The organism is Oceanicola sp. D3 (assembly GCF_006351965.1).
GTDB lineage: Bacteria > Pseudomonadota > Alphaproteobacteria > Rhodobacterales > Rhodobacteraceae > Vannielia.
Genome location: NZ_CP040932.1, coordinates 1,902,874 through 1,928,468, shown reverse-complemented (window position 1 = coordinate 1,928,468; position 25,595 = coordinate 1,902,874). Strand labels below are relative to the sequence as shown.

The 25,595-nt window shown below is 65.0% G+C and carries 28 protein-coding genes and 1 tRNA gene; 18 read left to right on the top strand and 11 right to left on the bottom strand.

The window, feature by feature from the left end; translation table 11 throughout:
• Nucleotides 1–63: 63 nt before the first annotated feature.
• The 5 genes from FHY55_RS09775 (at nucleotide 64) to FHY55_RS09755 (ending at nucleotide 5,178) form a co-directional block, all read left to right on the top strand.
• Nucleotides 64–1,059: a hypothetical protein gene (locus FHY55_RS09775; protein WP_140014013.1), complete on the top strand. Its 996-nt coding sequence runs from the start codon at nucleotides 64–66 to the stop codon at nucleotides 1,057–1,059.
• Nucleotides 1,060–1,158: 99 nt separating this feature from the next.
• Entirely contained in the window at nucleotides 1,159–1,473 is a 315-nt protein-coding gene (locus FHY55_RS09770) for a DUF1476 domain-containing protein (RefSeq protein WP_140014012.1), read from the top strand.
• Between the two features lie 255 nt (nucleotides 1,474–1,728).
• Nucleotides 1,729–3,693 (top strand): phosphatidylglycerol lysyltransferase domain-containing protein, encoded by a 1,965-nt coding sequence (locus FHY55_RS09765; RefSeq protein ID WP_168222968.1) that lies wholly within the window; start codon nucleotides 1,729–1,731, stop codon nucleotides 3,691–3,693.
• Nucleotides 3,694–3,845: 152 nt separating this feature from the next.
• On the top strand, nucleotides 3,846–4,859 hold the full coding sequence (gene bmt, locus FHY55_RS09760) for a betaine--homocysteine S-methyltransferase (RefSeq protein WP_140014010.1): 1,014 nt from the start codon (nucleotides 3,846–3,848) through the stop codon (nucleotides 4,857–4,859).
• Between the two features lies 1 nt (nucleotide 4,860).
• On the top strand, nucleotides 4,861–5,178 hold the full coding sequence (locus tag FHY55_RS09755) for a hypothetical protein (RefSeq protein WP_140014009.1): 318 nt from the start codon (nucleotides 4,861–4,863) through the stop codon (nucleotides 5,176–5,178).
• A gap of 12 nt (nucleotides 5,179–5,190) precedes the next feature.
• Here the strand turns inward: FHY55_RS09755 and FHY55_RS09750 are convergent, their stop codons facing one another.
• Entirely contained in the window at nucleotides 5,191–6,300 is a 1,110-nt protein-coding gene (locus FHY55_RS09750; protein WP_254695468.1) for a PA0069 family radical SAM protein, read from the bottom strand.
• Between the two features lie 228 nt (nucleotides 6,301–6,528).
• Between FHY55_RS09750 and FHY55_RS09745 the strand changes: the two genes are divergently transcribed.
• Nucleotides 6,529–7,233, top strand: a complete 705-nt coding sequence (locus tag FHY55_RS09745) for a B12-binding domain-containing protein (protein WP_140014007.1) — start codon at nucleotides 6,529–6,531, stop codon at nucleotides 7,231–7,233.
• Nucleotides 7,234–7,245: 12 nt separating this feature from the next.
• Here FHY55_RS09745 and FHY55_RS09740 read toward each other — a convergent pair whose 3' ends face one another.
• Nucleotides 7,246–7,821: a TetR/AcrR family transcriptional regulator gene (locus FHY55_RS09740; protein WP_140014006.1), complete on the bottom strand. Its 576-nt coding sequence runs from the start codon at nucleotides 7,819–7,821 to the stop codon at nucleotides 7,246–7,248.
• 56 nt (nucleotides 7,822–7,877) lie between these two features.
• Between FHY55_RS09740 and FHY55_RS09735 the strand changes: the two genes are divergently transcribed.
• The gene (locus FHY55_RS09735; RefSeq protein ID WP_140014005.1) at nucleotides 7,878–8,510 is read left to right on the top strand and encodes a DUF1638 domain-containing protein; all 633 of its coding nucleotides are present in this window, start codon (nucleotides 7,878–7,880) and stop codon (nucleotides 8,508–8,510) included.
• 97 nt (nucleotides 8,511–8,607) lie between these two features.
• Here the strand turns inward: FHY55_RS09735 and proB are convergent, their stop codons facing one another.
• The 7 genes from proB to FHY55_RS09700 form a co-directional block, all read right to left on the bottom strand.
• Complete coding sequence (gene proB, locus FHY55_RS09730; protein WP_371707656.1) at nucleotides 8,608–9,723, bottom strand: glutamate 5-kinase; 1,116 nt, start codon at nucleotides 9,721–9,723, stop codon at nucleotides 8,608–8,610.
• Nucleotides 9,711–10,748 (bottom strand): GTPase ObgE, encoded by a 1,038-nt coding sequence (gene obgE, locus FHY55_RS09725; RefSeq protein ID WP_140014004.1) that lies wholly within the window; start codon nucleotides 10,746–10,748, stop codon nucleotides 9,711–9,713. Before obgE ends, proB begins: the two co-directional genes overlap by 13 nt.
• Nucleotides 10,736–11,281: a GNAT family N-acetyltransferase gene (locus FHY55_RS09720; RefSeq protein ID WP_140014003.1), complete on the bottom strand. Its 546-nt coding sequence runs from the start codon at nucleotides 11,279–11,281 to the stop codon at nucleotides 10,736–10,738. Before FHY55_RS09720 ends, obgE begins: the two co-directional genes overlap by 13 nt.
• 4 nt (nucleotides 11,282–11,285) lie before the next feature.
• Entirely contained in the window at nucleotides 11,286–11,837 is a 552-nt protein-coding gene (locus FHY55_RS09715) for a GNAT family N-acetyltransferase (RefSeq protein ID WP_140014002.1), read from the bottom strand.
• Between the two features lie 148 nt (nucleotides 11,838–11,985).
• Nucleotides 11,986–12,255: a 50S ribosomal protein L27 gene (rpmA, locus tag FHY55_RS09710; RefSeq protein WP_140014001.1), complete on the bottom strand. Its 270-nt coding sequence runs from the start codon at nucleotides 12,253–12,255 to the stop codon at nucleotides 11,986–11,988.
• A 21-nt stretch (nucleotides 12,256–12,276) separates the two neighbouring features.
• Nucleotides 12,277–12,963: a 50S ribosomal protein L21 gene (locus FHY55_RS09705; RefSeq protein ID WP_140014000.1), complete on the bottom strand. Its 687-nt coding sequence runs from the start codon at nucleotides 12,961–12,963 to the stop codon at nucleotides 12,277–12,279.
• A 216-nt stretch (nucleotides 12,964–13,179) separates the two neighbouring features.
• Nucleotides 13,180–14,079, bottom strand: a complete 900-nt coding sequence (locus FHY55_RS09700; protein WP_140013999.1) for a hypothetical protein — start codon at nucleotides 14,077–14,079, stop codon at nucleotides 13,180–13,182.
• A gap of 236 nt (nucleotides 14,080–14,315) precedes the next feature.
• On the opposite strand from FHY55_RS09700, the gene FHY55_RS09695 reads away from it, so the two are divergent.
• From FHY55_RS09695 to FHY55_RS09675, 5 genes are all read left to right on the top strand, one after another.
• A tRNA-Ser gene (locus FHY55_RS09695) sits at nucleotides 14,316–14,405 on the top strand.
• Nucleotides 14,406–14,551: 146 nt separating this feature from the next.
• Entirely contained in the window at nucleotides 14,552–15,157 is a 606-nt protein-coding gene (locus tag FHY55_RS09690; RefSeq protein ID WP_140013998.1) for an outer membrane protein, read from the top strand.
• 156 nt (nucleotides 15,158–15,313) lie between these two features.
• Nucleotides 15,314–16,021, top strand: a complete 708-nt coding sequence (locus tag FHY55_RS09685) for an ABC transporter permease (RefSeq protein WP_140013997.1) — start codon at nucleotides 15,314–15,316, stop codon at nucleotides 16,019–16,021.
• Nucleotides 16,014–16,757: an ATP-binding cassette domain-containing protein gene (locus FHY55_RS09680; protein WP_140013996.1), complete on the top strand. Its 744-nt coding sequence runs from the start codon at nucleotides 16,014–16,016 to the stop codon at nucleotides 16,755–16,757. Before FHY55_RS09685 ends, FHY55_RS09680 begins: the two co-directional genes overlap by 8 nt.
• 5 nt (nucleotides 16,758–16,762) lie before the next feature.
• Nucleotides 16,763–17,566 (top strand): substrate-binding domain-containing protein, encoded by an 804-nt coding sequence (locus FHY55_RS09675; protein ID WP_140016068.1) that lies wholly within the window; start codon nucleotides 16,763–16,765, stop codon nucleotides 17,564–17,566.
• Nucleotides 17,567–17,675: 109 nt separating this feature from the next.
• Here the strand turns inward: FHY55_RS09675 and FHY55_RS09670 are convergent, their stop codons facing one another.
• Together FHY55_RS09670 and FHY55_RS09665 are read right to left on the bottom strand one after the other, a co-directional pair.
• Nucleotides 17,676–18,407 (bottom strand): RlmE family RNA methyltransferase, encoded by a 732-nt coding sequence (locus tag FHY55_RS09670; RefSeq protein ID WP_140013995.1) that lies wholly within the window; start codon nucleotides 18,405–18,407, stop codon nucleotides 17,676–17,678.
• Nucleotides 18,408–18,511: 104 nt separating this feature from the next.
• On the bottom strand, nucleotides 18,512–19,624 hold the full coding sequence (locus FHY55_RS09665; protein WP_140013994.1) for a Ppx/GppA phosphatase family protein: 1,113 nt from the start codon (nucleotides 19,622–19,624) through the stop codon (nucleotides 18,512–18,514).
• 271 nt (nucleotides 19,625–19,895) lie between these two features.
• Here FHY55_RS09665 and FHY55_RS09660 point away from each other — a divergent pair, with 271 nt between their 5' ends.
• From FHY55_RS09660 to FHY55_RS09635, 6 genes are all read left to right on the top strand, one after another.
• Complete coding sequence (locus tag FHY55_RS09660) at nucleotides 19,896–20,201, top strand: virulence factor (protein WP_140013993.1); 306 nt, start codon at nucleotides 19,896–19,898, stop codon at nucleotides 20,199–20,201.
• Nucleotides 20,202–20,226: 25 nt separating this feature from the next.
• Nucleotides 20,227–21,141 (top strand): methylenetetrahydrofolate reductase, encoded by a 915-nt coding sequence (locus FHY55_RS09655; protein WP_140016067.1) that lies wholly within the window; start codon nucleotides 20,227–20,229, stop codon nucleotides 21,139–21,141.
• A gap of 18 nt (nucleotides 21,142–21,159) precedes the next feature.
• On the top strand, nucleotides 21,160–22,140 hold the full coding sequence (locus FHY55_RS09650) for a methyltetrahydrofolate cobalamin methyltransferase (protein WP_140013992.1): 981 nt from the start codon (nucleotides 21,160–21,162) through the stop codon (nucleotides 22,138–22,140).
• A 260-nt stretch (nucleotides 22,141–22,400) separates the two neighbouring features.
• Nucleotides 22,401–22,925 (top strand): hypothetical protein, encoded by a 525-nt coding sequence (locus tag FHY55_RS09645; protein WP_140013991.1) that lies wholly within the window; start codon nucleotides 22,401–22,403, stop codon nucleotides 22,923–22,925.
• Nucleotides 22,926–22,989: 64 nt separating this feature from the next.
• Nucleotides 22,990–23,484, top strand: a complete 495-nt coding sequence (locus tag FHY55_RS09640; RefSeq protein WP_140013990.1) for a hypothetical protein — start codon at nucleotides 22,990–22,992, stop codon at nucleotides 23,482–23,484.
• On the top strand, nucleotides 23,481–25,514 hold the full coding sequence (locus FHY55_RS09635) for an ASKHA domain-containing protein (protein WP_140013989.1): 2,034 nt from the start codon (nucleotides 23,481–23,483) through the stop codon (nucleotides 25,512–25,514). Before FHY55_RS09640 ends, FHY55_RS09635 begins: the two co-directional genes overlap by 4 nt.
• The last annotated feature ends 81 nt before the right edge of the window (nucleotides 25,515–25,595 follow it).

The following is a 25,595-nucleotide window of genomic DNA, read 5'->3' as shown; positions in this document are numbered from 1 at the left end:
GGCGGCGCGGCGCAAGGCGGATAGGGTCGCGCTGGTTTATGATGCTGGCATCCGGAGGGGGAGATGGCAGAAGATTTTGCAGTGCTTGATTTTGCACTGGTCGACGCGCCGCCACGCGAGGTGGCGCGAGCCATGGCAAAGTGCGAACCGGCGGGCGATGCCCCCGAGGCCGCCAGCACCGGCCTGCTCGGGCGTTTGTTTGGTGGTCGGCGCAACAAAGCAGCCCCCGAGCCCGCCGCTCTGCTAATTCAGCCCCATGGCACCCTGCCCCAAGGCGTGCTGGCCCGTGAGATGCTGGATGACATGGGCTTTGGTGGCACCGATCACGAGGCCCGGCTCTCTGCCCCGGTCGGCACCGACGGTCTGACACTGATCGAACTGCGTGAACGCACCGATGGCGCCCCCTCGCCCCGGCTCCTCGCCCTCAGCCGCGCGCTTGGCAAGGCAGAGGTGCTGGCCTTTCGTCTCAGCGGAGGCCGCCACTCGGGCGGCGAGTTTGCCTTTACCGTTTACAGCGGCGGAAGTGTTACCCGGCGCCTTCAGGTCTACCGCACGAGCGGCGAAGCCGAATGGCAGCCCTCACAAAGCGGCGCGGCCCATCCGCTGGAGGCCAAAGCCCAGCCCGAAAGTGACGCCCCGGGCGACCTGATCCCACCAAGCCGGCAAGCCGCTCTGCTCGCGCAGTTGGGCATCGACGCAGATGAACTCTTGGTCAACCGAAACGCCTACGCTGAGGTGCTGGAGCTTTCGACCCGCCCCGGCGGAACCCCGACTGCCAATTTGCCCGAGCAAACCCCGGCCTCTCCTGAAGCCGACACCCAAGACCGGGGATCATGGGAGGATGAGGTCACGCAGCTTCTCGTCGACGCCGTGGGCGATGCCCTGCCCGAGCACGAACAGGTGCCTTGGCTCGATGCCCTGACCGCAGATCTTGAGGCTGGCCACACCCGGGCCGCGCTGGAGCGCGCCCGCGAGCTTCTGGCCCGCGGCAACCGGCCAGAAGCCCTGCGCCGGGCCGCAGCGCAGCGCCTCGCGCAGCTCTTCGGGCTGGAGGAGTGAGCCGCACCGCGCTTCAGGCCATTTCTGCGGCCATTCATGCCTTCCCATCCCGCCGTCAGCCACTTACATAGGGGCAAGGATTCAAACCGGGAGGCCCCCATGTCCACCTTCGACGACCGCGAAAACGCCTTTGAAAACAAGTTCGCCCACGATGCCGAGATGCAATTCAAGGCCGAAGCACGCCGCAACAAGCTGCTTGGCCTCTGGGCTGCGGGCCTGCTGGGAAAAGCCGGCGACGAGGCTGTTGAATATGCAAAAGAGGTCGTGAAGGCCGATTTTGAAGAAGCGGGCGATGAGGACGTGTATCGCAAGGTCGCCGGTGACCTGGGCGATCTGGCCGATGAGGCCACCATTCGCGCACAGATGAAGGCGATGATGGCCGAGGCCAAAGCCCAGCTGATGGAAGAGAACTGAGCCTTCCTTCCGCCCCTCTAAACTGCGAACAACGGCCGGCCCTGCCCGGCCGTTCTGCTTTTTCGGGCCGGGGTTAAGCCCTTGGTCACCGGCGGGTGATAGCACCGCGCCCAACGCACCTCTGGCGGAGGCGGAATGGGCAAGGTTTCTCACGGGCTGCACCGCACTGCGGGCGCGCTAAAGCAAGCAGGCTTCGGGCGGCTGGTCCTGCGGCAAGGGCTGCCCATATTGGCTGTCTTGGCGTTGTTACCGTTGATGGCTGGATGGTTGCAGGGGCTGGATCTCTCCGGCGGTTGGGCCAACCTCTCTGATCTGCCGGGGTCACGCTGGGTAGGCGCCCTGTGCATGACCGCGGTCAGCTTTTGGGCGCTCGGCCGGTATGACCAAGCCATTCACCGTTGGCTCGCCACCGGGCAAAACGAGGATGCTGTGCAGGGCGCAGGTGTCACCGCCATTGCCGTCAGCCAGTCAACCGGGTTCGGTCTTATCATCGGGGCGCTTTTGCGCTGGCGCATGCTACCGGGCCTTGGACTTGCCCGTGCCCTTGGCGTCACCGCTGCGGTGGCGCTGTCCTTCCTTGCCGGTTGGGGTTTTTTCACCTCACTCTGCCTGCTGGTGCTGCCTTCTGCCTTCCCTTACGCAGAGGCGCTCGGCATTGCCGGGCTGGGCCTTGGTGTGTTCATCGTCGCGCTCTGCCTCTGGCCGCCCTACTGGGGCGGGCTGTCGCGCTTGCCCCGCCTGCCCTCGATCTGGCTCGCGGCACGCATAGCCCTCTTTGCCGCTGTGGATTGCGCCGCCGCCGCATTGGCACTTTGGCTGCTGCTGCCACCGGGCACAGAACTGGCTTATTTCGCGCTGCTGCCTGCCTTCCTGCTGGCCCTCGGCGCGGGCATAATTGGCGGCACGCCGGGCGGTGCCGGGCCATTCGAGGCGGCTCTTGTGCTGCTTCTGGTAGGGGTCGATGGTGCCGCGCTGTCCTGTGCGATTCTGGGCTTCCGGCTTGTGTATTACGCGCTTCCAGCCGGGCTGGGACTCTTGGCGGCGGCGGTTGGCCCGGGGCGCTCACTGGCGACCCTGCGCACAGAACGGGAGGATCGGGCCAGCTACCGGCCCACCTTCCGCCGCGCCGGGGCGCCACCTTCGCCCGATATGGGCTGGCATCTCGCCACCGCGCGCCGCGCCGAAGCCGGGCTGATCCGCCAGGGTGAGTTGGGCTGGCTTGAGGCACCAGGCGCGGGCGGAGGCTGGGCCGCCGGGCCGACCGGCTCGGCCCTCGTTGCAATTGGTGCCCCCTTCGGCCCATGGGGCGAGCGGCGGCACTGGTTGGCCGCCCTGCGCGCCGAGGCCCGATCACGCGGGCTCACCCCTGTCATCTACAAGGCCGGAGGGCGCATGGCCTCCACCGCCCGTCGCGCCGGGTTTGCCCTGTTGCCCGTGGCCGAGGAGGCGGTGCTGGACCCGATGCGCTTCTCTCTGGACAGCCCGGATCATCGCCAACTCAGGCGCAAACTCCGCCGGGCCGAGAAGGCAGACATCGAGATCACCTTTGATCGTGGCCCGCTGGCCCCCGCATGCGCAGCCGAAATGCACGAGATCTCCGCAGCATGGGAGGCCGGGCGCGGCGGTTCACGCGGGTTTTCCATGGGGCGCTTCTGCCCGGTCTACATCGGCCACCAACACCGTTTCGTGGCCCGCGCCGGAGGCCGCATCATCGGATTTGCCAGCTTTCACGTGTCCACCCGCGAATGGGTGCTCGACCTGATGCGCACCCACCCCGGCAACGCAGAGGATGTTACGGGCGCGCCCGATGGCACAATGCACGCGCTGGTATGTTGCGCCATCGAGGAGGCCGCAAAGCACGGCTGCCAGCGCTTCTCCCTCGCTGCCGTGCCGCTGCACAGTGCATCCCCCGCCGAGGGGGCCGAGCCAGAACAGCCCGACCCCGCCTTCTTTGCCGCGCTTCGCCAGCGTCTCGACCAAGCCACCGGCGGTGCGGGGCTTCGCCAGTTCAAAACCTGCTTTGCTCCCCGCTGGGAGCGGCTCTATCTCGCAGCGCCAAACCGCCTTGCCCTCGCCTTCGCCGCAATCGACATTGCCCGCCGTATTGCCCGGCCCCGCCCCTTGCCGCAGCTCGGCGATGAACATCGCGCGCCCATGCGCAATGCTATCCCAACAGAGACTGAGACCCGGGATGCAGTGCCATTGCGCCGCGCCTCCTGAGCCCACCGCCTCTTTAGGCAAGATCACACCAACCGGCGTTGCCGTCAGAGCCGCAAGCCGAGGCGCAACCTCAACATCATCTTGAGCCATTCAACATTGCGCCCCGGCCCTGCCTGTGGCACCCAGCGCCCATCCTATCACCGGAGCCCCAGATGTCCGACGCCCTTTCCCGCCTGCTCGCTGATCGCCCGTTTCTGCTGACCGATGGTGCCACTGGCACAACGCTCTTCAACATGGGCCTGCAATCCGGCGACGCGCCCGAACTCTGGAACGACGTACACCCTGACCGGATCGCCGCACTCTACAAGGGTGCCGTGGATGCGGGCTCCGATCTGTTCTTGACCAACAGCTTTGGCGGCAATGCCTCCCGCCTCAAGCTGCACGACGCGCAAAACCGGGTGCGCGAGCTAAACCGCAAAGCCGCCGAAATCGGGCGTGAGGTGGCCGACAAGGCGGGCCGCCCGGTTGTTGTGGCCGGCTCCATGGGCCCGACCGGCGAGATCATGGGCACGATCGGCACGCTGTCTCACGAAGACGCGGTGGCGATGTTCCACGAGCAGGCCGAGGGCCTCAAGGAAGGCGGGGCCGATGTGCTCTGGGTCGAAACCATCTCCGCCCCCGAGGAATACAAGGCCGCTGCCGAGGCCTGCGCGCTGGCTGGCATGCCCTGGGTCGGCACCATGAGTTTTGACACCGCCGGGCGCACCATGATGGGTGTTACCTCCTCCGACATGGTCAAACTGGCCACCAAACTGCCCACGCCCCCGCTCGCCTTCGGTGCCAACTGCGGCGTTGGCGCGTCTGATCTGCTACGCACGGTAAAGGGCTTCCTCGCCGAAGGCCCCGAGATCCCCGTGATCGCAAAGGGCAACGCGGGCATCCCCAAATATGTCGATGGCCACATCCACTACAACGGCACGCCCGAGCTGATGGCGGATTACGCCTGCATGGCCCGTGACATGGGTGCGCGCATCATCGGTGGCTGCTGTGGCACCACGCCCGAGCACCTCGCCGCCATGCGCGAAGCGCTCGATACCCGCCCCGCCGCCCCTGCACCGACGCTGGAAACAATCGCAGAGAAGCTCGGCGGCTTCTCTTCAGCCTCTGACGGCACCGGCGACGAGCCCGCTCCGGAGCGCCAACGCCGTGGCCGCCGCCGGGGCTGAGATGCCCAATCAGCCGCGCCGCCCGCTCGGCCACCTGCTGCTGCAAATCGCGGGGATCACGCTGTTTCTTCTTACCGGCGTTTGCATCATCGTTTGGATCATCGCCTACAACGTGATGACGGGCCTAAGCTGCGGCCATACCAACTACGCCGCGCATTGCCCCACGACCTCGTCGATGGATCTGAGCCGTGAAGACTTCCTTCTGCTCGTCGTCGCGCCCGGCCTGATCACTGGGGCAGTCTTCACCCTCGCCCTTGTTGTCATATCAGTCTCGAAAAAGCGCCACGCCAAATGGCAAGACAGCCAGAGCGAGGCCTGAGGCGCATCCAACCTAGCCAAACAGGTCCAGTTGATCCCCCGGCTTTGGCGGCACCTTGAACAGATCGCAGCGCAGCGGTAGCAGGTTGCGCTTCAGCCCCAGCCGCTTGCTGGCCACCTCAAAGCGATGCGAGAGCAGCGCCGCATGGGTGCCCTGCCCCTTCATCCGGCGGCCCCACTCCGGGTCATAATCGCGCCCGCCGTGCATCTCACGCACCCGCGCCATCACACGGCTGGCGCGATCCGGCACATTGGCTTCCAGCCAGTCACGAAACAGCGGCGAGACCTCGCGCGGCAGCCGCAGTACAATATAGCTCGCCGCCACCGCACCCGCATCTCGCGCCGCCTCCATGATCTTTTCCAGCTCGTGGTCCGTCAGCCCGGGGATCATCGGCGAGGCCATCACCCGCACCTGCACCCCCGCCCCGGCCAGCCGCTCAATCATCTTCAGCCGCCGCGCCGGGCCGGGCACTCTCGGCTCCATCTTGCGCGCCAGCCCGTCATCCAGCGTGGTGATCGAGATGCCAACCCGCGCCAGCCCCTCCCAGCCCATATCGCCCAGAATATCCAGATCACGCTCAATCAGGCTGCCCTTGGTGACGATGCCCACAGGGTGATTATGCGCCCGCAGCACCTCCAGCAGCCTCCGGGTAATCCGATGCGTCCGCTCGATTGGCTGATACGGGTCGGTATTGGTGCCCATGGCGATCGGGGCCACCTCGTAGCGTGGATTGCGCAACTCGGCCGCCAGCCGCTCCGGCGCACTGGGCTTGGCCACCAGCTTGGTTTCAAAGTCGAGGCCCGGAGAGTAGCCGAGGTAGGCATGCGTCGGGCGAGCAAAACAGTAGATGCAGCCATGCTCACAACCGCGATAGGCGTTCACCGAGCGATCGAAACTCAGATCGGGCGAGCTGTTGCGGCTGATGATCCTGCGCGGGTTCTCCAGCGCCACCTCGGTGCGCAGCGGTGGCAGCCCCTCCTCCGCCCCGCTTTCCCAGCCGTCGTCCACACGCTCAACCGCGTAGGCGTCAAACCGATTGGCCACATTCGAAAGCGCCGCGCGCCCTCGCCGCCGATGCTCTGGCATGGTCCACCCGCCAGCCGCTGACTCCTCAAATCCCATAGCCGCACCTCGCTGCTTGGGGTGAATATAGAACATACGGCGAACATTTGAAAGAACCGCATGACCTTCATGCATATTTTTCGCGCCACACTGGTGCAAATCCCCGCTATAAGTCGGCAAAAGCGCGTGCCATGTCGCAAATCGGAAAGTGCCCGCACAACATTCTGGCCATGGCAGAATAGTACAAACCGCAAGAGGCCCCGCCCGGGCCCCACAAAGGAAATGCCCATGTCTGCGGATGAAGAAGACGACATCATTCTTTCGGAACTCTCCGACGAGGATCTGACCGCCCAGATGCATGATGACCTTTACGATGGCCTCAAGGAGGAGATCGAAGAAGGTGTGAACATCCTGCTGGAGCGCGGCTGGACCCCCTATGACATCCTGACCCAAGCCCTTGTTGCAGGCATGAAAGTGGTGGGCGACGACTTCCGCGATGGCATCCTGTTCGTGCCCGAGGTGCTGCTGGCGGCCAACGCGATGAAGGCCGGCATGCACATCCTCAAGCCGCTGCTGGTAGAAACCGGCGCGCCACGCATGGGCAAGATGGTGATCGGCACGGTGAAGGGCGACATCCACGACATCGGCAAGAACCTCGTGTCGATGATGATGGAGGGCGCGGGCTTCGAGGTGGTCGACCTCGGCATCAACAACCCGGTCGAAGACTATCTCGACGCGCTCAAGCGTGAAGAGGCCGATATTCTGGGCATGTCCGCCCTGCTCACCACCACCATGCCCTACATGAAGGTGGTGATCGACGCGCTGGTCGAACAAGGCATGCGTGAGGATTATATCGTGCTCGTCGGGGGTGCTCCGCTGAACGAAGAGTTCGGCAAGGCCATCGGGGCCGATGCCTATTGCCGCGATGCCGCCGTGGCGGTGGAAACCGCCAAGCAGTTCATCTCGCGCAAGCACAACCAGATGGCGGGCTGAATGCCTGCCGGGTCAGCCCGGCGGCATCAGAAAGGCCTCGACATGGACCGCCAGTGCCTTGCCCGGATCCGTTGCTTTTCCGGGCCGGGCGACGTGGCGGGCCATCGCCATGAGCGTGAAGGCGCGTATACCCTCCGCCATCACCTTCGGTGGCAGATCGGTGCGAAAGGGCGGTGCCCCGAAAAGCCCGCCAAACCAGCCGGTCAGGATGATATCCAACCGCGAAAGCGCCTCTGCAATCGGCCCATCTGCAAGGGAGGCCCGTTGAACCAGATCGAAGACATATCGCTCGCAGGTCAGCAGATCGATGATCGGGCCAAGCGTGGCCGCCAGCCCCTTGGCGCTGCTGGGCCGACGCGCGGTTTGCAGCGCGTCGAGCAGCCGCGAAATGCGCCCGGCCACGAGCCGCTCCATCAGCACGTCCTTATCCGCGAAATGCGTGAAAAACGTGCCCTTGGCCACACCCGCCGCCTTCACCACCTGCTCCACACGCAAACCGCCAAACCCCTCTTGGGCCACGATGGCTTCTGCGGCGGCTGTCAGATTTGCACGGGTGGCGCGGGCACGGGGCTGAATAGGCTCTGTCATGCCCGCTTCGTGCCGCTAAATATGACCGCGGTCAATTCGATTCTGCGAGCCCCGCAATGAAACTTTCCAGCGATAGCAAACTCACGGAACAGGGCCTTGCGCCGGAAGGCCAAGGCAAACTGCTGCTCATCGCCTGCGGTGCCCTCGCCCGCGAGATCCTTACGCTGATCGAAGCCAACCATTGGCACCACATGGCGCTCACCTGCCTGCCCGCGATCCTGCACAACCGCCCCGAGGGGATCCCCGATGCGGTGGAGGCGGCAGTGCGCATACACCGGGAAAACTTCGAACGTATCTTCGTGGTCTACGCCGATTGCGGCACTGGCGGGCTGCTGGAGGCGCGCTGCGCGAAACTGGGCGTCGAAATGGTGCCAGGGCCACATTGCTACAGCTTCTTCGAAGGCAACGCCGCCTTTGCCGCCCATGACGACGAAATCACCGCCTTCTACCTGACCGACTTCCTCGTCCGCCAATTCGATGCCTTCGTGACCAAGCCGCTAAAGTTCGACAAGCACCCAGAGCTGAAAGACATGTACTTCGGCCATTACGAAAAACTGGTGTATCAGGCGCAAACGGATGACCCAGAACTGACCGAACTGGCGAAAAAACACGCCGATACCCTCGGCCTCATCTTCGAGCGGCGGTTCACTGGCTATGAAGACTTGGAGGTGGCGCTGGCGAAGGCGTAAGCCGGGCCGCTCTTCGTGGCCTCATGGCCATTCATCGCATGGGCGGGGTAGTGACGCAGAAGCTGCGAAGAGACCCGCAAGGGCCAATGAGCTGCCCCTAGAGCGCCATATCATCCCGGTGAATCAGCGCGGCCCGCCCCGGATACCCGAGCAGCCCCTCGATCTCTTCCGAGCGGTGCCCTGCAATCACCCCGGCCTCCGTCGCGGTATAACGCACCAGCCCCTGCCCCAAGTGCCCATCCGGCCCGACAATCTCCACCGGATCGCCCCGCAAAAACGCGCCCTCAACGCCGCGCACCCCGGCGGGCAGCAGGGATTTGCCCGCCGTCAGCGCTTTGGCCGCACCTGCATCCACCATCACCACTCCGCGCGGCTTCATCGAGCCGATCCAGCCCTTGCGGGCGGCTTGCGGCGTGGTTTGGGCGGTGAACCACGTGGCATTCGCGCCCTCTTCCAGCCGCCGCAGCGGGTTCAGCGCAAACCCATGCGTGATCGCCATGGTGCAGCCCGCTTGGGTGGCGGTGCGGGCGGCCATCAGCTTGGTTTTCATTCCACCGCGCGACAAGCCAGAGCCCGCGTCCCCGGCCATCGCCTCAATCTCGGGGGTGATCTCTTTGACCACGTCAAACCGCTCCGCCGCCGGATCAGTGGCAGGGTTGCCGGTGTAGAGCCCGTCCACATCCGAAAGCAGCACCAGCGTATCGGCTCCCACTGTCACCGCCACCTGTGCGGCGAGCCTGTCGTTATCGCCAAAGCGAATCTCGTCGGTGGCCACAGTGTCATTCTCGTTGACGATCGGCAGCACACCAAGGCTCATCAGCGTTTCCAGCGTTGCCCGGGTGTTCAGGTAGCGGCGCCGCGAGGCGCTATCTTCCAACGTCAGCAACACCTGCGCAGCTGTCAGCCCATGCGGCGCCAGCGCCTCCTCATAGGCCCGCGCCAGCCGAATTTGCCCCACCGCCGCCGCAGCCTGGCTTTGCTCCAGCGCCAGTTCGTCCACGCCGAGGCCCAACACACCGCGCCCCAGCGCAATGGAGCCGGACGAAACCAAAAGCACCTCGCAGCCGCGTTTTCTGAGCGCCGCAATATCCTCGGCCAGCGCCACCAGCCACTCCTGCCGCAGCGCGCCGGTTTTCCGGTCGACGAGCAGCGCCGATCCGATCTTCACCACCAGACGCCGTGCCGTGCTCAGCCCCGCTGCTACGGCTTCCACGGCGCGTCCTCTTCCTCTTCGGCGACCTCCGCCTTGCGGCCTCGCTCAATGGTCGCCCGAAGCGCCCGCAGCACGTCCTGAATGCCCTCACCCGCGACACCGGAAATCTGAAATGGCCGCTGCCCCGCAGCCTCCTGAAGCTCTGCCTGCTTTTCGGCCCGCTCCTCGGCTGAGAGCGCATCCACCTTGTTGAGCGCCACAATGCGCGGCTTGTCGGCAAGGTGGCCGCCGTACATTTCCAGCTCATGGGTGATGGTGTGGTAATCTTCCGCCACCATCTCCGACGTGCCATCGACCAGATGCAGCAGCACCGCACAGCGCTCGACATGGCCAAGGAAACGGTCGCCAATCCCACGGCCCTCATGCGCGCCTTCGATCAACCCCGGAATATCGGCCATGACAAACTCATGCCCATCCACGCCCACCACGCCGAGGTTGGGGTGCAGCGTGGTAAAGGGATAGTCAGCAATCTTGGGGCGGGCGTTGGAGGTGGCCGCAAGGAAGGTGGACTTGCCCGCATTCGGCAGGCCCAGCAGCCCGGCGTCGGCAATCAGCTTGAGCCGCAACCAAATCGTGCGCTCTACCGCAGGCTGGCCCGGGTTGGCGCGGCGCGGGGCCTGGTTGGTCGAGCTCTTGAAGTGCAGGTTGCCAAAGCCGCCGTTGCCGCCTTTGGCCAGCACCACGCGCTGGCCCTCTTCGGTGAGGTCGGCAATCACCGTTTCCTCGTCTTCCTCAAGGATTTCGGTGCCTACAGGCACCCGCAGAATGATGTCTCCGCCATCCGCGCCGGTGCGCTGGCGCCCCATGCCGGGTTGGCCGTTCTTGGCGAAGAAGTGCTGCTGATAGCGAAAGTCGATCAGCGTGTTGAGGTTGTTCACCGCCTCGGCAATCACATCGCCGCCGGTGCCCCCATCGCCGCCATCCGGGCCGCCGTATTCGATGTACTTCTCCTTGCGGAACGAGATGCACCCGTTGCCGCCCGCGCCGGAGCGGATGTACACCTTTGCCAAATCTAGGAATTGCATTGCTGGGCCTCGAAAGCGTTTCGCGTCAGGCGATATAGGGTGATGGGCTCAGGCTCAAGCCTCAGCGGGTTTGTCGCGCGGTCATATCCGGTCTGCACAAACCCCAGACGGCGCAGGATGGTGCCCGAAGCGGGGTTGTCATGAAAATGGTCAGCCTCCACCGCATCAAGCTCGAAGCGTGGGAAGGCCCATGCCAGCAGGCCCCGCGCCGCCTCGCTCGCATAGCCGCACCCGGTGTAATCACCGGCTATGAAATACATCAGCGTGGCCGGCCTGCCGCCAAGCCCGATGATGCCCACAAGGTCAGGTGAGCCGCGTTCCTGAATGGCGAGCCGAAAGCCCAAGCGGCCGCGGTAGCGTGACGCCTCGATCCAGCGCAGCACCGCCTCTTCAGGCCACGGTGCCTGAAAGCTGAGCATCATCCGTGCCACATCTGGCGTCCCCCCGAGGCGCGACAGGCGCGGCGCGTCGGCGGCCTCCAGCGGACGAAGGCGGAGCCGCTCGGTCTGAATGTCGAGCCGCTCCTCAGTCATGGATTCAGCCGAATTTCTTGAGATAGGTCCAGGTTGGCACCGTGCCCGCGCGGCTCACAGAGAAGGCCTCGGCATCGCCAAGGTATTCAAAGCCCGCATTGGTCAGCACCCGCGCCGAGGCCGGGTTGTCCTGAAAGACCTCGGCAAACATGGTGTCGGAGTCTTGCGGGTTGGCCTCCACCATGGCCGCCACCGCTTCGGAGGCAATGCCGGTGTTCCACATCGCAGGCGCAACCCAATACCGGATCTCGCTCTGCTTGCGGCCCTTCTCGGCCTCCATCAGCGCCAATGCGACAATCCCCACCAGCTCGCCCATGCCTGCGGCGGTGCCATCAATCGCCCAAACATGCTCGCGCCGGTTTTCGGCATGGGAGCCCCGGATGAACGCTTCAGCGGTGCCGGGCGGCAGGGGGTGCGGCAAATGCCGGGTGGCGCGGGCCACACGCTCATCACTGGCATAGAGCGTGATCAGGCCCGCATCGCTTTGTTGCAGCGGGCGCAATGTCACGCGCTCTGCGGCAATGACGGGCTGTCCGGTGATCCGGTCCTGTTGCATCGGTCGTTACTCCTCCGGTGTGCCGGGTTTCCGGCGTGCGGCAGGGTCCCCTTCCCTCTCCGCCGGGCCAACTATGGCCCAAAAACGCAGCGGGGGGGATCGGCGCCTGCCGTCCCCCCCGGAAATGTGATTTCGCTTCGGGTCCGGCTTACTCAGCGGCCTCCGCCACCGGGAGAACCGAAATAAAGGTGCGGCCTTTGATGCCCTTGTGGAACTTCACGTTGCCTTCGGACGTCGCAAAGATGGTGTGATCTTTGCCAAGGCCCACGCCCTCGCCCGGCCACCACTTGGTGCCGCGCTGACGCACGATGATGTTGCCGGGGATGACGGCTTCGCCGCCGAACTTCTTGACGCCGAGGCGACGGCCTGCGGAATCGCGGCCGTTACGGGAAGAACCGCCTGCTTTCTTGTGTGCCATATCTCTCTACTCCTTCTCGGCTCAGGCCAGATCTTTGGCCTGCTCGACCCAACCTTCACGCTCGATACGGCCCTTGAACGAAAGCTTTTCGTCCATTGCGGCAATATCGTCTGCGGTCCAGGCGGCGATCTGGGCGAAAGTGGTCACGCCCGCTTCATGCAGTTTCTTCTCAAGCGCCGGGCCAACACCCGAGAGTTGCTTGAGATCGTCGCCACCCTCGGCCTTAGCGGCTTTCTTGGGAGCGGCTTTCTTTTCTTCTTTCGGAGCCTCGGCCTTCTTGGCGGCGGGCTTCTCTTCGGCCTTCTTGGCGGCCTTCTTCGGCGCGTCCTTCACGGCAGCAGCCACGGCGGCACCCGAAACGGAGCCAGCGCCGATGGCGGCCTTCACACCAGACTTGTCACCACCCTTTTCGAGGATGTCGGTGACGCGCAGCAGGGTCAGCTGCTGGCGGTGGCCCTTGGTGCGCTTGGAGCCGTGCTTACGGCGGCGCTTGACGAAATGGATAACCTTTTCGCCTTTGATCTGGTCGATCACTTCGGCCTGCACTGCAGCGCCGTCAACCATCGGGGAGCCGACGGTGGAACCAACCATGAGAATCTCGTTGAACTGGACGGTTTCACCCGCCTCTGCGGCCAGCTTCTCGACGCGCAGCACATCGCCGCTCGCCACCTTGTACTGCTTGCCGCCGGTTTTCATAACCGCAAACATCTGATCTTCCTTACTCTTTCGCGTTCCTGCGGTCCCCCTTCACGGGGCGTTGCCAGCCTATCGGCCACCTCGAACAGCGTGCCCTTCAAATGGGCCTTGTTACGTGCATTTTCCACCCTTTACCGGGTAGAGCGCGGCTTATCGGGCGGAAAGCCCTTCCTGTCAAGGGGGCGTCGTACCCTAGGGCGGGCAATCTGCCCCCCTCGCGCCGGGGCCTCAGATGTCTTCGCTGACCATGAAGCGCGAGGCGGCAAGGCCGAGGTCGCGGGAGATATCGGCAAAGAGCTTATCGAAAGCGGCAAACATCGCCCGGTTCAAAGCCCGCCCTTCCGGCGTTTTCGAAATAGCGGTGTAGGCCTCGATGTCGGCATCTTCCAGCGGACGATAGGCCAGGGCGAGGTAAGACCAAACCCAGCTTTCCGTCTCTTCCCGAATATCAGGTTCCTGCATCCAGACATCGCGCAGCATGTCTTCTTCGCTCATCTCCGCCGGCAGCGCCCCGCCAGCGGCAAGGCCCTGATAGAAAGCGAAGTTTGCGTTGAGCGCACCGGCAATGTTGCTCTCAACCAGATCGTTTGCCTCGATATAGCCCCGCAGGGCGTCCAGCCGGGGCGACTCTTCACCACGCAACTCGTCATAGGCATCCCGGCTCATCTGCTCGACCGTCTCGTCCAGCAAAGCCTCGCGGGCGGTCACTTCCAGCGTCACGATCCTGCGGCCACGCTCGCTTGTGAGAAACTCCATGAGCGGCGCAACGTCGACCCCGGCCATCTCCTCTGCCAGATGCCGCGCCATCACCTTGTCGAGCCGGTCGAGGGCGTAGATCTCGCCCACCATCCCCTGCCACGCCTCTCCACCTGCACCGGGAAACAGCTCGCTCTCCAGCGCCTTGGAATAGGCAAGCCCCTCCTCCCGCAGGATCGGAAACAGCTTGTCCATCCCCAGCGCCTCAAGCAGCGCCTGCGTTTCATCCGCCGCCAGCGGTGCAGGCTCCGCACCGGCTTGGGCCTGCTCGCTGCCTGCTGTCTCGGCAAAGGCCAATTGGCCGGGCGCACCCAGCAGGGCCGCCAGAGCAAGCGCAGCGGCGGAGCAGGAATGGGCAAGAAAACGCAACATGAGCGATGGAGCTCCCGAAAAAGGGCAAGGTTGTCGTGCAGTTGTTATGCAATAGGCCCTTGGCGGCGCATTTCCAAGCCAATGCCAATAATTTGAGAAAGATGCTTCCAATCGCTCGCCCCGGCATCTTGGCAGAACACACACCCTGAAAATCAACACGCCGGAAGGCGCATCAATAGGGTTGCGCCCGCCGCGACGCTCTTATACATCCGCGCCACCTGAGACCACAGGAACGCGGAGAGGTGCCGGAGTGGTCGAACGGGGCGGTCTCGAAAACCGTTGTGGGTGCAAGCCCACCCAGGGTTCGAATCCCTGTCTCTCCGCCATTCCCCCCACGGCCTCGAGCCGCCCTTCTCCCATGCCTCCCCTGCCCTCGCGTCACTTCACGCAATCGCCGGATTTCGTGAAGGAACGGTCCCGTCCCGCCAGCGTTCTCCATTCGACGCAGCAATAAGGACAGAGGACCATACCTATGCGTAAGATCATTCTCACAAGCCTCACCCCGGTCGCCTTGACCGCGGTGCTGGCCGCTCCCGCCCTTGCAGGCAACCTCGAAGAGCCCGTCGTGGAAGAAGTCGTAACGGCTCCGGCCCCCGTCGTTGACCTCGGCGCAGACTGGACCGGCTTTTACACCGGTCTTTCGCTCGGCACCGGCAGCGGCTCGGTTGAAGGCGACGATGACGAAGCCGACTTCGACATCAACAACTCTTTCGGTGCACAAGCCGGCTATCTCTGGGACAACGGCTCGCTCGTCTACGGCGGCGAACTGGCCTACCAGAGCCTGCAGCTTGATTCCGGCGGCAGCGAATCCGATGGCGACGTGCTCGCCCTGAAAGGGCGCCTTGGCTATGACGCTGGCAACTTCCTGCCCTATGCAACTGCAGGCTTTGCCAACCTCAACGCCGATGGCGAAAGCGGCGACGGCTACGTGCTCGGCGCGGGCCTCGAATATGCCGCAACGGAGAACATTCGCCTGCGCGGCGAGTATCTGAACCATCAGTTTGATGACTTCGGTGATACCTCGGGCAACGACGTCTCCGCCGACACCTTCTCTTTGGGCCTGAACTACGCGTTCTAAACCGGGCGACATGACAATGCTAAAAAGGGGCGGTGCCACGGTGCCGCCCCTTTTCCATGTCGCATCACTGCGCAACACCGTCGAAAGTCTGCTTTCCGCTTCGTGTGATTTCCTCCTAGAGTGCCGCTTGAGGGCCCGAGGGAGGGGCACGCTGCCATGTCTGCATTCCGCGAGGCCATTTCCGAAGCGGCCGGGCTGATCGTCCGGGCCGATGCCGATTTCCTCGAAATTCTGGCGCTTTCCGTGCAGGTCACTGGGCTTGCCGTGCTCATTGCCTGCGCCATCGGCTTTCCGCTCGGCGCGCTGCTTGCGGTGGGCCGGTTTCGCGGGCGCGGGGCGCTTTCGCTGATGGTGTCATCGGCCATGGGGCTACCGCCGGTCGTTGTCGGGCTGGTGCTTTACATGCTGCTCTCACGCGCCGGGCCGCTTGGAGCGCTCGGGCTGCTCTACACACCAACTGCAATGGTGATTGCGCAGGTTGTGCTGGTCACCCCCATCATCGCGGCCCTCACCCGCCAGATCGTGGCCGATCTCGATATCGAATTCTCCGAAACCCTACGCGCCCTGCGGGCCACCCGTGCGCAAGCCATGGCAACCCTTCTGTGGGAGGCGCGGCCAGCCTTGGTCACGGCGGCTCTCGCCGGGCTGGGGCGCGCCATGGCCGAAGTCGGCGCGGTGATGATCGTGGGCGGCAATATCGACCACCTGACCCGGGTGATGACAACCGCCATCGCGCTGGAAACCTCGCGCGGCGAACTTGCCCTCGCCCTTGCGCTCGGAATAGTGCTGCTGGTCGCCTCGCTTGCCATTAATGCCGCGCTCATGGGGCTACGGCAGCGCATCGGAGAGCCCGCTCATGGCTGAGCGCCGCGTCATCCCCCTCGCCCGCCCGGAGGTGGAAGGGACCGAGCCCGGCATCGCGGTGCAGGGCCTCCACCTCGCACTCGGCGGGCGCGCGTTGCTGCGCGGTGTGGATCTGTCGCTGGGGGCCAACGGCATCACCGCGCTGCTCGGCCCCAACGGCGCGGGCAAGAGCCTCCTGCTACGCGCGATTGCAGGGATGATCCGCCCGGATCTGGGCGACATCTACCTTGCCCCGCGCCTCGCGCGCCCCGCGCTGGTGTTTCAAAAGCCCGTGCTGTTGCGCCGCTCCGCGCGGGCCAATCTTGCACATGCGCTCAAACTGGCGGGCCTGCCTCGCGCCCTGCGCGCACCTCGCGTGGCGCAGCTGCTCGAACAATGCGATCTCACCGCCCTTGCCACGGCCCCGGCCCGCACGCTCTCGGGCGGCGAGCAACAGCGGCTGGCCATGGCCCGCGCCCTCGCCGCCGACCCTGCCCTGTTGCTACTCGATGAGCCCACCGCCTCGCTGGACCCGAAGGCGACCGCAGCGATTGAGGCAATCACCCTGCGGGCCGCCGGCAACGGGGTAAAGGTGCTTCTAGTCACCCACGACCGCGCGCAGGCCGAGCGGCTGGCCGGTGATGTGGCCTTCCTCCACGAAGGGCGTGTGGCCGAGCACGCCCCCGCCTCCCGCTTCTTTTCTGCCCCTGCCTCGCCTCAGGCGCAGGCCTATCTTGAAGGACGACTCATCCTGTGACTTCGCTGATCCGCCCCCTCCTCGCCGCCCTCCTGCTCGCCGCTGCCCCCGTTTCTGCCCAGCAGAGCCACCTGACCGTTCAGAGCACCACCTCCACGCAAAACTCGGGGCTCTACGAGCACATCCTTCCCATTTTCGAAGCCTCCTCCGGCATTGACGTGCGCGTGGTTGCCGTTGGCACCGGGCAAGCGCTTAAGAACGCAGGCAATTGCGACGGCGACATGCTCATCACCCACGCCAAAGCCGCCGAAGAGACCTTTGTGGCCGAGGGCAAGGGGCTGGCGCGGCATCCGCTCATGTATAATGATTTCGTGCTTGTTGGCCCAAAGGCAGACCCGGCTGGCGCGGCGGGCGAAGATATCGTCGTCGCCCTCACCCGCATCGCCGAGGCGCAGGCCGCCTTCGCCTCCCGCGCCGACGACAGCGGCACCAACAAGGCCGAAAGGGCGCTCTGGGCGGCAGCGGGCACCGACCCAACACAAGGCTCCGGCGCGTGGTATCTTGAAACCGGCTCCGGCATGGGCGCCACCCTCAACCTTGGCACGGCGCAAGGGGCCTATGTGCTAACCGACCGGGCGACTTGGGATACCTTCGCCAACAAGGGCGACTTCGAGATTCTCGTTGAAGGCGATCCCCGGCTCTTCAATCAATACGGCATCATCATCGTCAACCCCGCCGCCTGCCCCGCCACCCGGATCGACGAGGCACAAAGCTTTGCCCGCTGGCTCCTTGGCCCCGAGGGACAAAACGCCATCGAGGCCTTCGCCCCCAACGGCAAACAGCTGTTCTTCCCTAATGCCAGCGAATGAAAGCTGCCGATCAATGGGCTGTCGCACTGATCCCTTGGCATGACTTGGTGGCAGAGGCATCGCGCGCGCAGGCCGCAAAAGCCCCTACCCGCCCCTCAGCCTCTGGAAGTCACTCGTCCTCGTCGCGCCCCTTGAAGCCGGTCGCGACCACGAACTTCTCGGAACTATCGGCGCGGCTGGCGCCCGGCTTGACGTTTACAACCTTGGTAAAGCGCTTCTTCAGCAGCTTCTGAAGCTCCCCTTCCGCGCCGCCGGCCAACACCTTGGCCACAAAAGTGCCGCCCTTGGCCAGCACGTCAAAGGCCAGATAGCCCGCCGCCTCGCAGAGCGCGATGATGCGCAAATGGTCTGTCTGCTTGTGGCCCGAGGAGGCGGCGGCCATGTCGGACATCACCACATCGGCCTCGCCACCAAGCCAGGCCTTCACCGTGTCATCCGCGCCGTCTTCCATGAAGTCCAGCACGTGCAATTCGGCCCCGGCAATCGGCTCGACCTCCTGAAGGTCCACCCCAATGATCCGCCCCTGCGCCTTGCCGCTCTTCTCGCCAAGCGCGTTGATCCGGGGCACCGCCACCTGACACCACCCACCGGGCGCGCAGCCAAGGTCCACCACCCGCGCACCGGGCACGAGAAACCGATACTTGTCGTCCAGTTCCATGATCTTGAAGGCCGCGCGGCCTCGATAGCCCTCGCGCTTGGCGCGTTGCACGTAGGGGTCGTTCAACTGCCGCTCAAGCCAGAGCGTCGACGACAGTTTGCGCCCGCGCGCAGACTTCACCTTCACACGAAGGTCGCGCATCCCCCGTCCGGAGCTGTTCTTACCTGTGGGTTTCTTGGCCATGATTGCGGGTTAGCGTGGAGTCCGGGCTGGCGCAAGTTCCGTCGATCGGTGGGGGTCTCCCACCCTCAGGGCAGGCAGTAAGGTGGGAGCCACCCCGCCAGCCGTCAAAACGGCCCGTCCTCCAGCACCCCATCCGCGCTCATCTGGGCATACAGCAGGCCCTCGCGCAGCCCCCGGTCGGCCACAGAGAGCCGGTCGGTCGGCCAGGCCCGCATCAGTGCCTGCAGAATCGCTGCGCCCGACATGATCAGCGCCTGCCGATCCCGCCCGATGCGCGGATCGGCCCGCCGCCCGGCATCGCCCAGCATCAGATATCCCCGGATCACCGAGTCGATCTGGGTCGATGTCATTCGCAGCCCATCCACCTTGTTGCGGTCATACCGGCGCAGACCAAGGTGGGAGGCGGCAACCGTGGTCACCGTGCCGGAGGTGCCGATAATCTGAAAGCCCTCGCGCCCCACACCGGCCTGATAGGGGGTGAACTCGGCCAACATGTCCTCAAAATAGCAAGACATCAGCGCAAACCGCGCGCCATCCCCTTTCACGTCACGAAACTGGTCGCGCAGGGTCGCCACGCCGAGCGGGATCGAGATCCAATCCACCACCTTGGCGGCGGCAAACGGCCCCGGCTCGGCAACGAAACCCTTGTGCAGCCGCATGATCGCCTTGGGCCGGTCGGCACGCGGCACGCGGGAAATGTCGATCCAGACCAACTCGGTCGAACCACCGCCGATATCGACAACCAGCAGCTGCTCGGTGCGGGTCGAAACCAGCGGCGCACAGCTGACAACGGCAAGGCGGGCCTCTTCCTCAGGCTGGATGATCTCCAACTCTAGGCCCGTCTCGCGCCGCACCGCCTCGATCAGCTCAACCCCGTTTTCAGCGCGGCGACAGGCCTCTGTCGCCACCAGCCGCATCCGCTCAACCCGGTGCTTCTGAAACTTCTTGCGGCAGATTCGCATCGCCTGCACCGTCCGCCCCATCGACGCACGGCTGATCCGGCCAGAGGCCTCAAGCCCCTGCCCCAGTTGGACAGACTTCGAAAAGCTGTCAATCACGTGGAACTGGCTGCCCTTTGGCTGGGCCACCAGCATCCGGCAGGAATTGGTGCCAAGGTCCAGCGCCGCATATGTGGCAACTGGGTCGGCAACCGGCGGTGCAGGTGGTTCGACCGCTTTGGGGAACGCGCCCGCACCAGTGGGACGCTTCGCGGGCATGACGCCCTCCATTTCGAGTTGGCTCCAGCGTAACGCCCATTGCGTGCCGATAGCAACTGTTTTGCCGGGGCGCAGCCACCTCATGATTAACATGAAATTTTTGGCACCCCTCCCGCCTTTAACCACACCGCAACCCCCGGTAGGATCGAATGCGACGGGCGCTTGTCGTTTCCGCTTCTCACCATGTCGAAATTCGCGCGTGGGCAGGCGGTGATTCCGCGTAGACGGGATTTGAGAGGTGCCCATTTGGGCAAGCGAAGGGACGGGCTGAATGGCCGAAATCACCGTGGTTTACTGGCGGGACATCCCCGCACAGGTCATCGTCGGCAAGGGCCGGCGCGGATCCAAAGCGGTGCTGCCCGAGCGCTTTGAGCAGGCGATTGACCGTTGTGCCATGAAGATCGGCGCGAAAGACAGCGATGCCTACCTCTCGGAGTGGCGCAAGGTGCCCTCGGGCACGGCAGAGGGTGACCCCGATGCCGTGGCGAAGGAAACCGCCGAGCGTCTGGACAGCGAGCATGGGCCGGATGTGATCCGCGTCCTGATCGCGAATGATGGCTGGGCCAAATCGGCCTGACATGATCCGTTTCTGGGAGCGCGCCATGAACATCCTCAACTTCCGCCGCAAGAGCCCCACCCCGCAAACCGGCGACGTGGCAGGCTACATTCAGGGCTACTCGATCGAGGTGATGCCGCGCACCGCCGAGAAGGTGGAGGATTTCCGCGCACTCCTGCCCAAGGGCACCCGGGTTTACATCGCCCATATCGACGGCACCCCGATTGATGACATGGTGGCCACTGCCGCCCGGATCGCCGATGAGGGTTTCGAGGTGATGCCCCACTTCCCGGCGCGGATCATCCCCGATGCCGCCACGCTGGAAGACTGGATCGCCCGCTATCAGGGAGAGGCCGGTGTGACCGAGGGCCTGCTGCTCGGCGGCGGGATCAGCACACCCCACGGCGAATTCTCCGACTCCATGCAGCTGATGGAAACCGGCCTGTTTGACCGCGCCGGCTTCAAGCGCCTGCACATCGCTGGCCACCCCGAGGGCAACCGCGACATTGACCCGGACGGCGGCGTTAAGAACGTCATGCAAGCCCTTCGTTGGAAACAGAAATTTGCCGAACGCACAGATGCCGAAATGGCCATTGCCACCCAGTTCTGCTTCGAGGCGGACCCGGTGGTGCAATGGGCCGATGATCTTGCCGCCGAAGGCATCACCCTGCCGATCCACATCGGCATCGCGGGCCCGGCCAAGCTGCAAACCATGATCAAATTCGCCATCGCCTGCGGTGTCGGCCCCTCCTTGCGCGTGCTGCAACGCCGCGCGAAGGATGTGACCAAGCTGGTCATGCCCTTCGAACCGTCCGAGGTGCTCTCCGGCCTTGCCGCTGCCCGCGCCGAGGGCCGCGCCACCAATATCGAACAGGTCCACTTCTTCCCGCTCGGCGGGATCAAGACCTGCGCCACATGGGCCGCCGAGAACGGCGCGCCTGCGACTGCCCAAACCGCCTGACCCCACAGAAAGAGCCACATGACCCGCACTGTCATCGAGTCCAAGACCAAGACCGTTACCATCGGCTTCGACGAGCCCTTCTGCGTGATCGGCGAGCGGATCAACCCGACGGGCCGCAAGAAGCTGGCCGCCGAGCTGGAGATGGACGATTTTTCCACCGTCGAGCGCGACGCACTGGAGCAGGTCGCCTGCGGGGCAACGGTGCTGGATGTGAACTCGGGCGCCGTCTTCACCAACAAGATGGCCGAAGACCCGCGCTACGCCGATAACAACTTCGTCGAGCCAATGCTGATGAAGCAGCTGATCGAAAAGGTGCAGGCCGTGGTCGACGTGCCGCTCTGCATCGACAGCTCGGTGCCCGGTGCGCTGGAAAACGGCCTCGAAATGGCCGAGGGCCGCCCCCTGCTCAACTCGGTGACGGGCGAGGAAGAACGCCTCGAACTCGTGCTGCCGCTGGTTAAAAAATACAACGTTCCGGTGGTGGCGATCTCGAATGACGACACCGGCATCAGCGAAGACCCCGAGGTGCGCTTCGCGGTTGCCAAGAAGATCGTCGAGCGCGCCGCCGACTTTGGCATCCCAGCGCATGACATCGTGGTCGACCCCCTCGTCATGCCCATCGGGGCCATGGCGACCGCCGGGCATCAGGTCTTCACCCTCGTGCGCCGCCTGCGTGACGAGCTCGGCGTCAACACCACCTGCGGCGCCTCCAACATCAGCTTCGGCCTGCCCCATCGCCACGGCGTCAACGCAGCCTTCCTGCCAATGGCGATCTGCGCAGGCATGACCTCGGCCATCATGAACCCCGTGCGCGCCGTCGAAATGGAAGCCATCCGCGCCGCCAACCTGCTGATGAACCACGACCCGAACGGCGGCGCGTGGATCGGCTTTTCCCGCATCCTTGACGCGGTGGAAGGCGGCGAGAGCTTTGCAGAGGCGTCCAAAGCAGCTTCCGCAAGCGGCACGGGCCGTGGCGGGCGTCGTCGGCGGCGCGCCTGAGCGGGATTTGATGCAAGTTTTCAGGGCTAAAACACCCACGGCGGCAGGCACGGTTAACCGCCCGTTAGCTCTTGAGGCGCAAGTTAGACACCATGGACATGGGGGGCCGCATCGCCTTCGTCGCCCAGAACGGGCCTGCACTTCACCCCCGCACCGCTCAGCTGTGTCTGACCGGGGGCAATGCGGCCCACTCTGGCTTGCTCCCTCATTCCACAGCGGCCTCTTGCCACCGCCCTCGAAAATTTCCAAGCTCGGCCGCGATGAAAGATGCACGCTCCTCCACCGCCACTCTTGCCATCGTCGGGGCGGTCATTCTGCTGGTTGGTGCTCTGCTGGCCGTTGCGGTGCCGCAGATCATCAATTGGCTCAACCGGCCACCCTTTACCCGCGAAGCCCTGCACCTGCCCTATCGCTGGAGCCACGAAGGCACGGAATTCGAGGCCAACATGTACATCGGCCGCTGCAGCCTGGACGTGACCCTCGAAGTGCTTTCTCCACCCGAGCGGCGCGGCGAGGGGCGCGAGCACCGGATGATCATGGCCGAACTGTCGCCGGCTCGGCTCGTGACCGCGCCCGAAGCGCCGATGGGGCTTTCGGCGGCCATACTGACCTCGCCCCGTCTGCATCATCAGGAGGTCCACAGCTGCCGCACGGCCAACGATGCCCCCTGCCCGGAGGAGGTGGCTCGCGCCGTCATTCCGGTTCCGCCGCAGGCGCTGGCGCAGGCCGAGGCACTGTTGGCCGCGCTCAATCGCCAGCTCGACCGCTGCGCAAGCCCGATCTAATCCGCCCCTTGCCAGACGGTCCCCAAGCGGGCATCCAAGGGCCGTCCGCCCGGAGGCCCGCCGCGTGAAAATCGCCATCCTTTCAATCTCTGCCCTGTTCGTCCTCGGCGTGGTCGCCGCGCTGGCCCTCGGCCTTGCGCGCCGCAGCCAAACAACCGGCACGGGCGAAGACGAGGCCTTTCCCACCCAGTGGAGCGCCGGGCAGTTCACCTACCAGACCGACTATACCTTGGCCAAATGCGAGTTGAGGATCACAACGCAAGTGATTGACCCAAAAGGGTTTGAGGCTGAAAACCGCGTGCTCATCGCCCCGCTCACCGCGCTGGACCCGGAGCGCATCGAAACCACCTCGCGCAACCCCGTGCTCGGCCTGCCCGGCCTGCTCACCTTCCACACCCGCCCCGGCGCTCAGGTGCGTTGCGAGCTGCTCGCGGGCGGTCCTTGCCCCACCGCCAGCCGCGACAAGGCCGAGCTTCAGCTGCCCCCCTTCTGGGCCGACCGGCCCGATGACCTCTCCCGCCTGATCCGGGCCGAAATTGACGGATGTATTGCCCAATGACAGACCCCCTCGTCATCTTCACCCCATCCGGCAAACGCGGTCGGGTGCCCGCCGGAACATCGGTGCTTTCGGCCGCCCGCAAACTCGGCGTCGATCTCGACTCCGTCTGCGGCGGGCGCGGAATCTGCTCGAAATGCCAGATCAGCCCGGGATATGGCCAGTTTTCCAAGCATGGCGTGACAGTGGCCGAAGACGCGCTCTCGGACTGGAATGATGTTGAAGCGCGGTACGAAAGGGTGCGTGGCCTCAAGCAGGGTCGCCGCCTTGGCTGCCAGGCCCAGATCAACAAAGACGTCGTGATCGACGTGCCGCCCGAGAGCCAGGTGCACAAGCAGGTGATCCGCAAGAGCGCCGGCACCCGCGCCATTCAAATGGATCCGGCCACCCGGCTCTACTTGGTTGATGTTGAAGAGCCCGACATGCACGCGCCAACCGGCGACCTTGAGCGGCTCAAGGCAGCGCTAGAGAAAGCATGGTCAATCAAAGGCTTGCAGGTTGCACCTGAACTCCTGCCTCAACTTCAACCCACGCTGCGCAAAGGCAACTGGCAGGTCACCTGCGCCGTGCATGACCCGGGCGATGCGCCGCGCCTCCTCGCCCTCTGGCCCGGGTTTCACGAAGGGCCGCTGCACGGGTTGGCGATTGACCTTGGATCAACCACCATCGCGGCCCATCTCTGCGATCTCGAAACCGGCGCGGTGCTGGCCTCCTCCGGTGTGATGAACCCGCAAATCCGCTTCGGCGAAGACCTGATGAGCCGGGTCTCTTACGCCATGATGAACCCCGGCGGCGACAAGGAGATGACCGAGGCTGTCCGCTCTGCCCTCGCCGACCTTGCCCGCGCCTGTGCCGCAGAAGCCGGGATCGAGCCGGACACGATCTTCGAGATCACCCTCGTCTGCAACCCGGTCATGCATCACCTCGCGCTTGGCATTGATCCGGTCGAGCTGGGCCAGGCCCCCTTCGCGCTCGCAACCTCCGACGCGATGGAACTGCCCGCCGCCACCCTCTTGCCCGGCGCCATCCACCCCGCCGCCCGCGCCTTCGTGCTGCCCTGCATCGCCGGGCACGTCGGGGCGGATGCCGCCGCCGTGGCGCTCTCGGAGGCCCCGCACAAGGCCGAGGAGCTGACCCTCATCGTCGATGTCGGCACAAACGCCGAGATCCTGCTGGGTGACAAGCGCCGCGTGCTGGCCTGCTCCTCCCCCACCGGCCCGGCCTTCGAGGGGGCACAGATCAGCTCCGGCCAACGAGCCGCGCCCGGGGCCATCGAGCGCGTCGAGATAGACCCGGCCACCAAGGAGCCGCGCTTCAAGGTCATCGGCTGTGATCTCTGGAACACCGAAGACGGGTTTGACCTTGCCGTGGCAACCACCGGCATCACCGGCATCTGCGGCTCCGGCATCATCGAGGCCGTGGCCGAAATGCGCATGGCCGGCCTGCTCGACCGCTCGGGACTGATCGGCTCCGCCGAGGCCACCGGAACGGACCGGATCACCCCCCAGGGCCGCACCTATGAATATCTCATCCAAGATGGCACCGCCGAGGGCGGCCCGCGCATCACCGTCACCCAGGGCGACATCCGGGCGATCCAGCTCGCCAAGTCGGCGCTCTACGCCGGCGCCCGGCTGCTGATGGACGAGCTGGGCGTGGATGAAGTCGGCCGGATCGTGTTGGCCGGGGCCTTCGGGGCGCATATCAGCCCCAAGCACGCGATGGTGCTGGGCATGATCCCCGATGCGCCGCTGGACAAGGTGACGAGCGCGGGCAACGCCGCCGGCACGGGCGCACGCATCGCGTTGCTCAACCGGGGTGCGCGGACAGAGGTGCAGAAGATCGTGCGCGAGATCACCAAGGTCGAAACCGCCATCGAGCCCCGCTTTCAGGAGCATTTCGTGGCCGCCAACGGTATCCCCCATGCCGCCGCGCCCTTCCCCGAGCTGGCCAAGGTGGCCCCCCTGCCCGACCCGTCCTTCAACACCGGCGGCAGTGGTGAAAGCGGCGGGCGCAGGCGGCGTCGCAGGGGCTGAACCGCCCGAAATCGCGGGTTTTGGGAACATGACGGGCTTTGTCATTGGTAAAGCGCCGACCACTCCCCCATATCTGTTTCA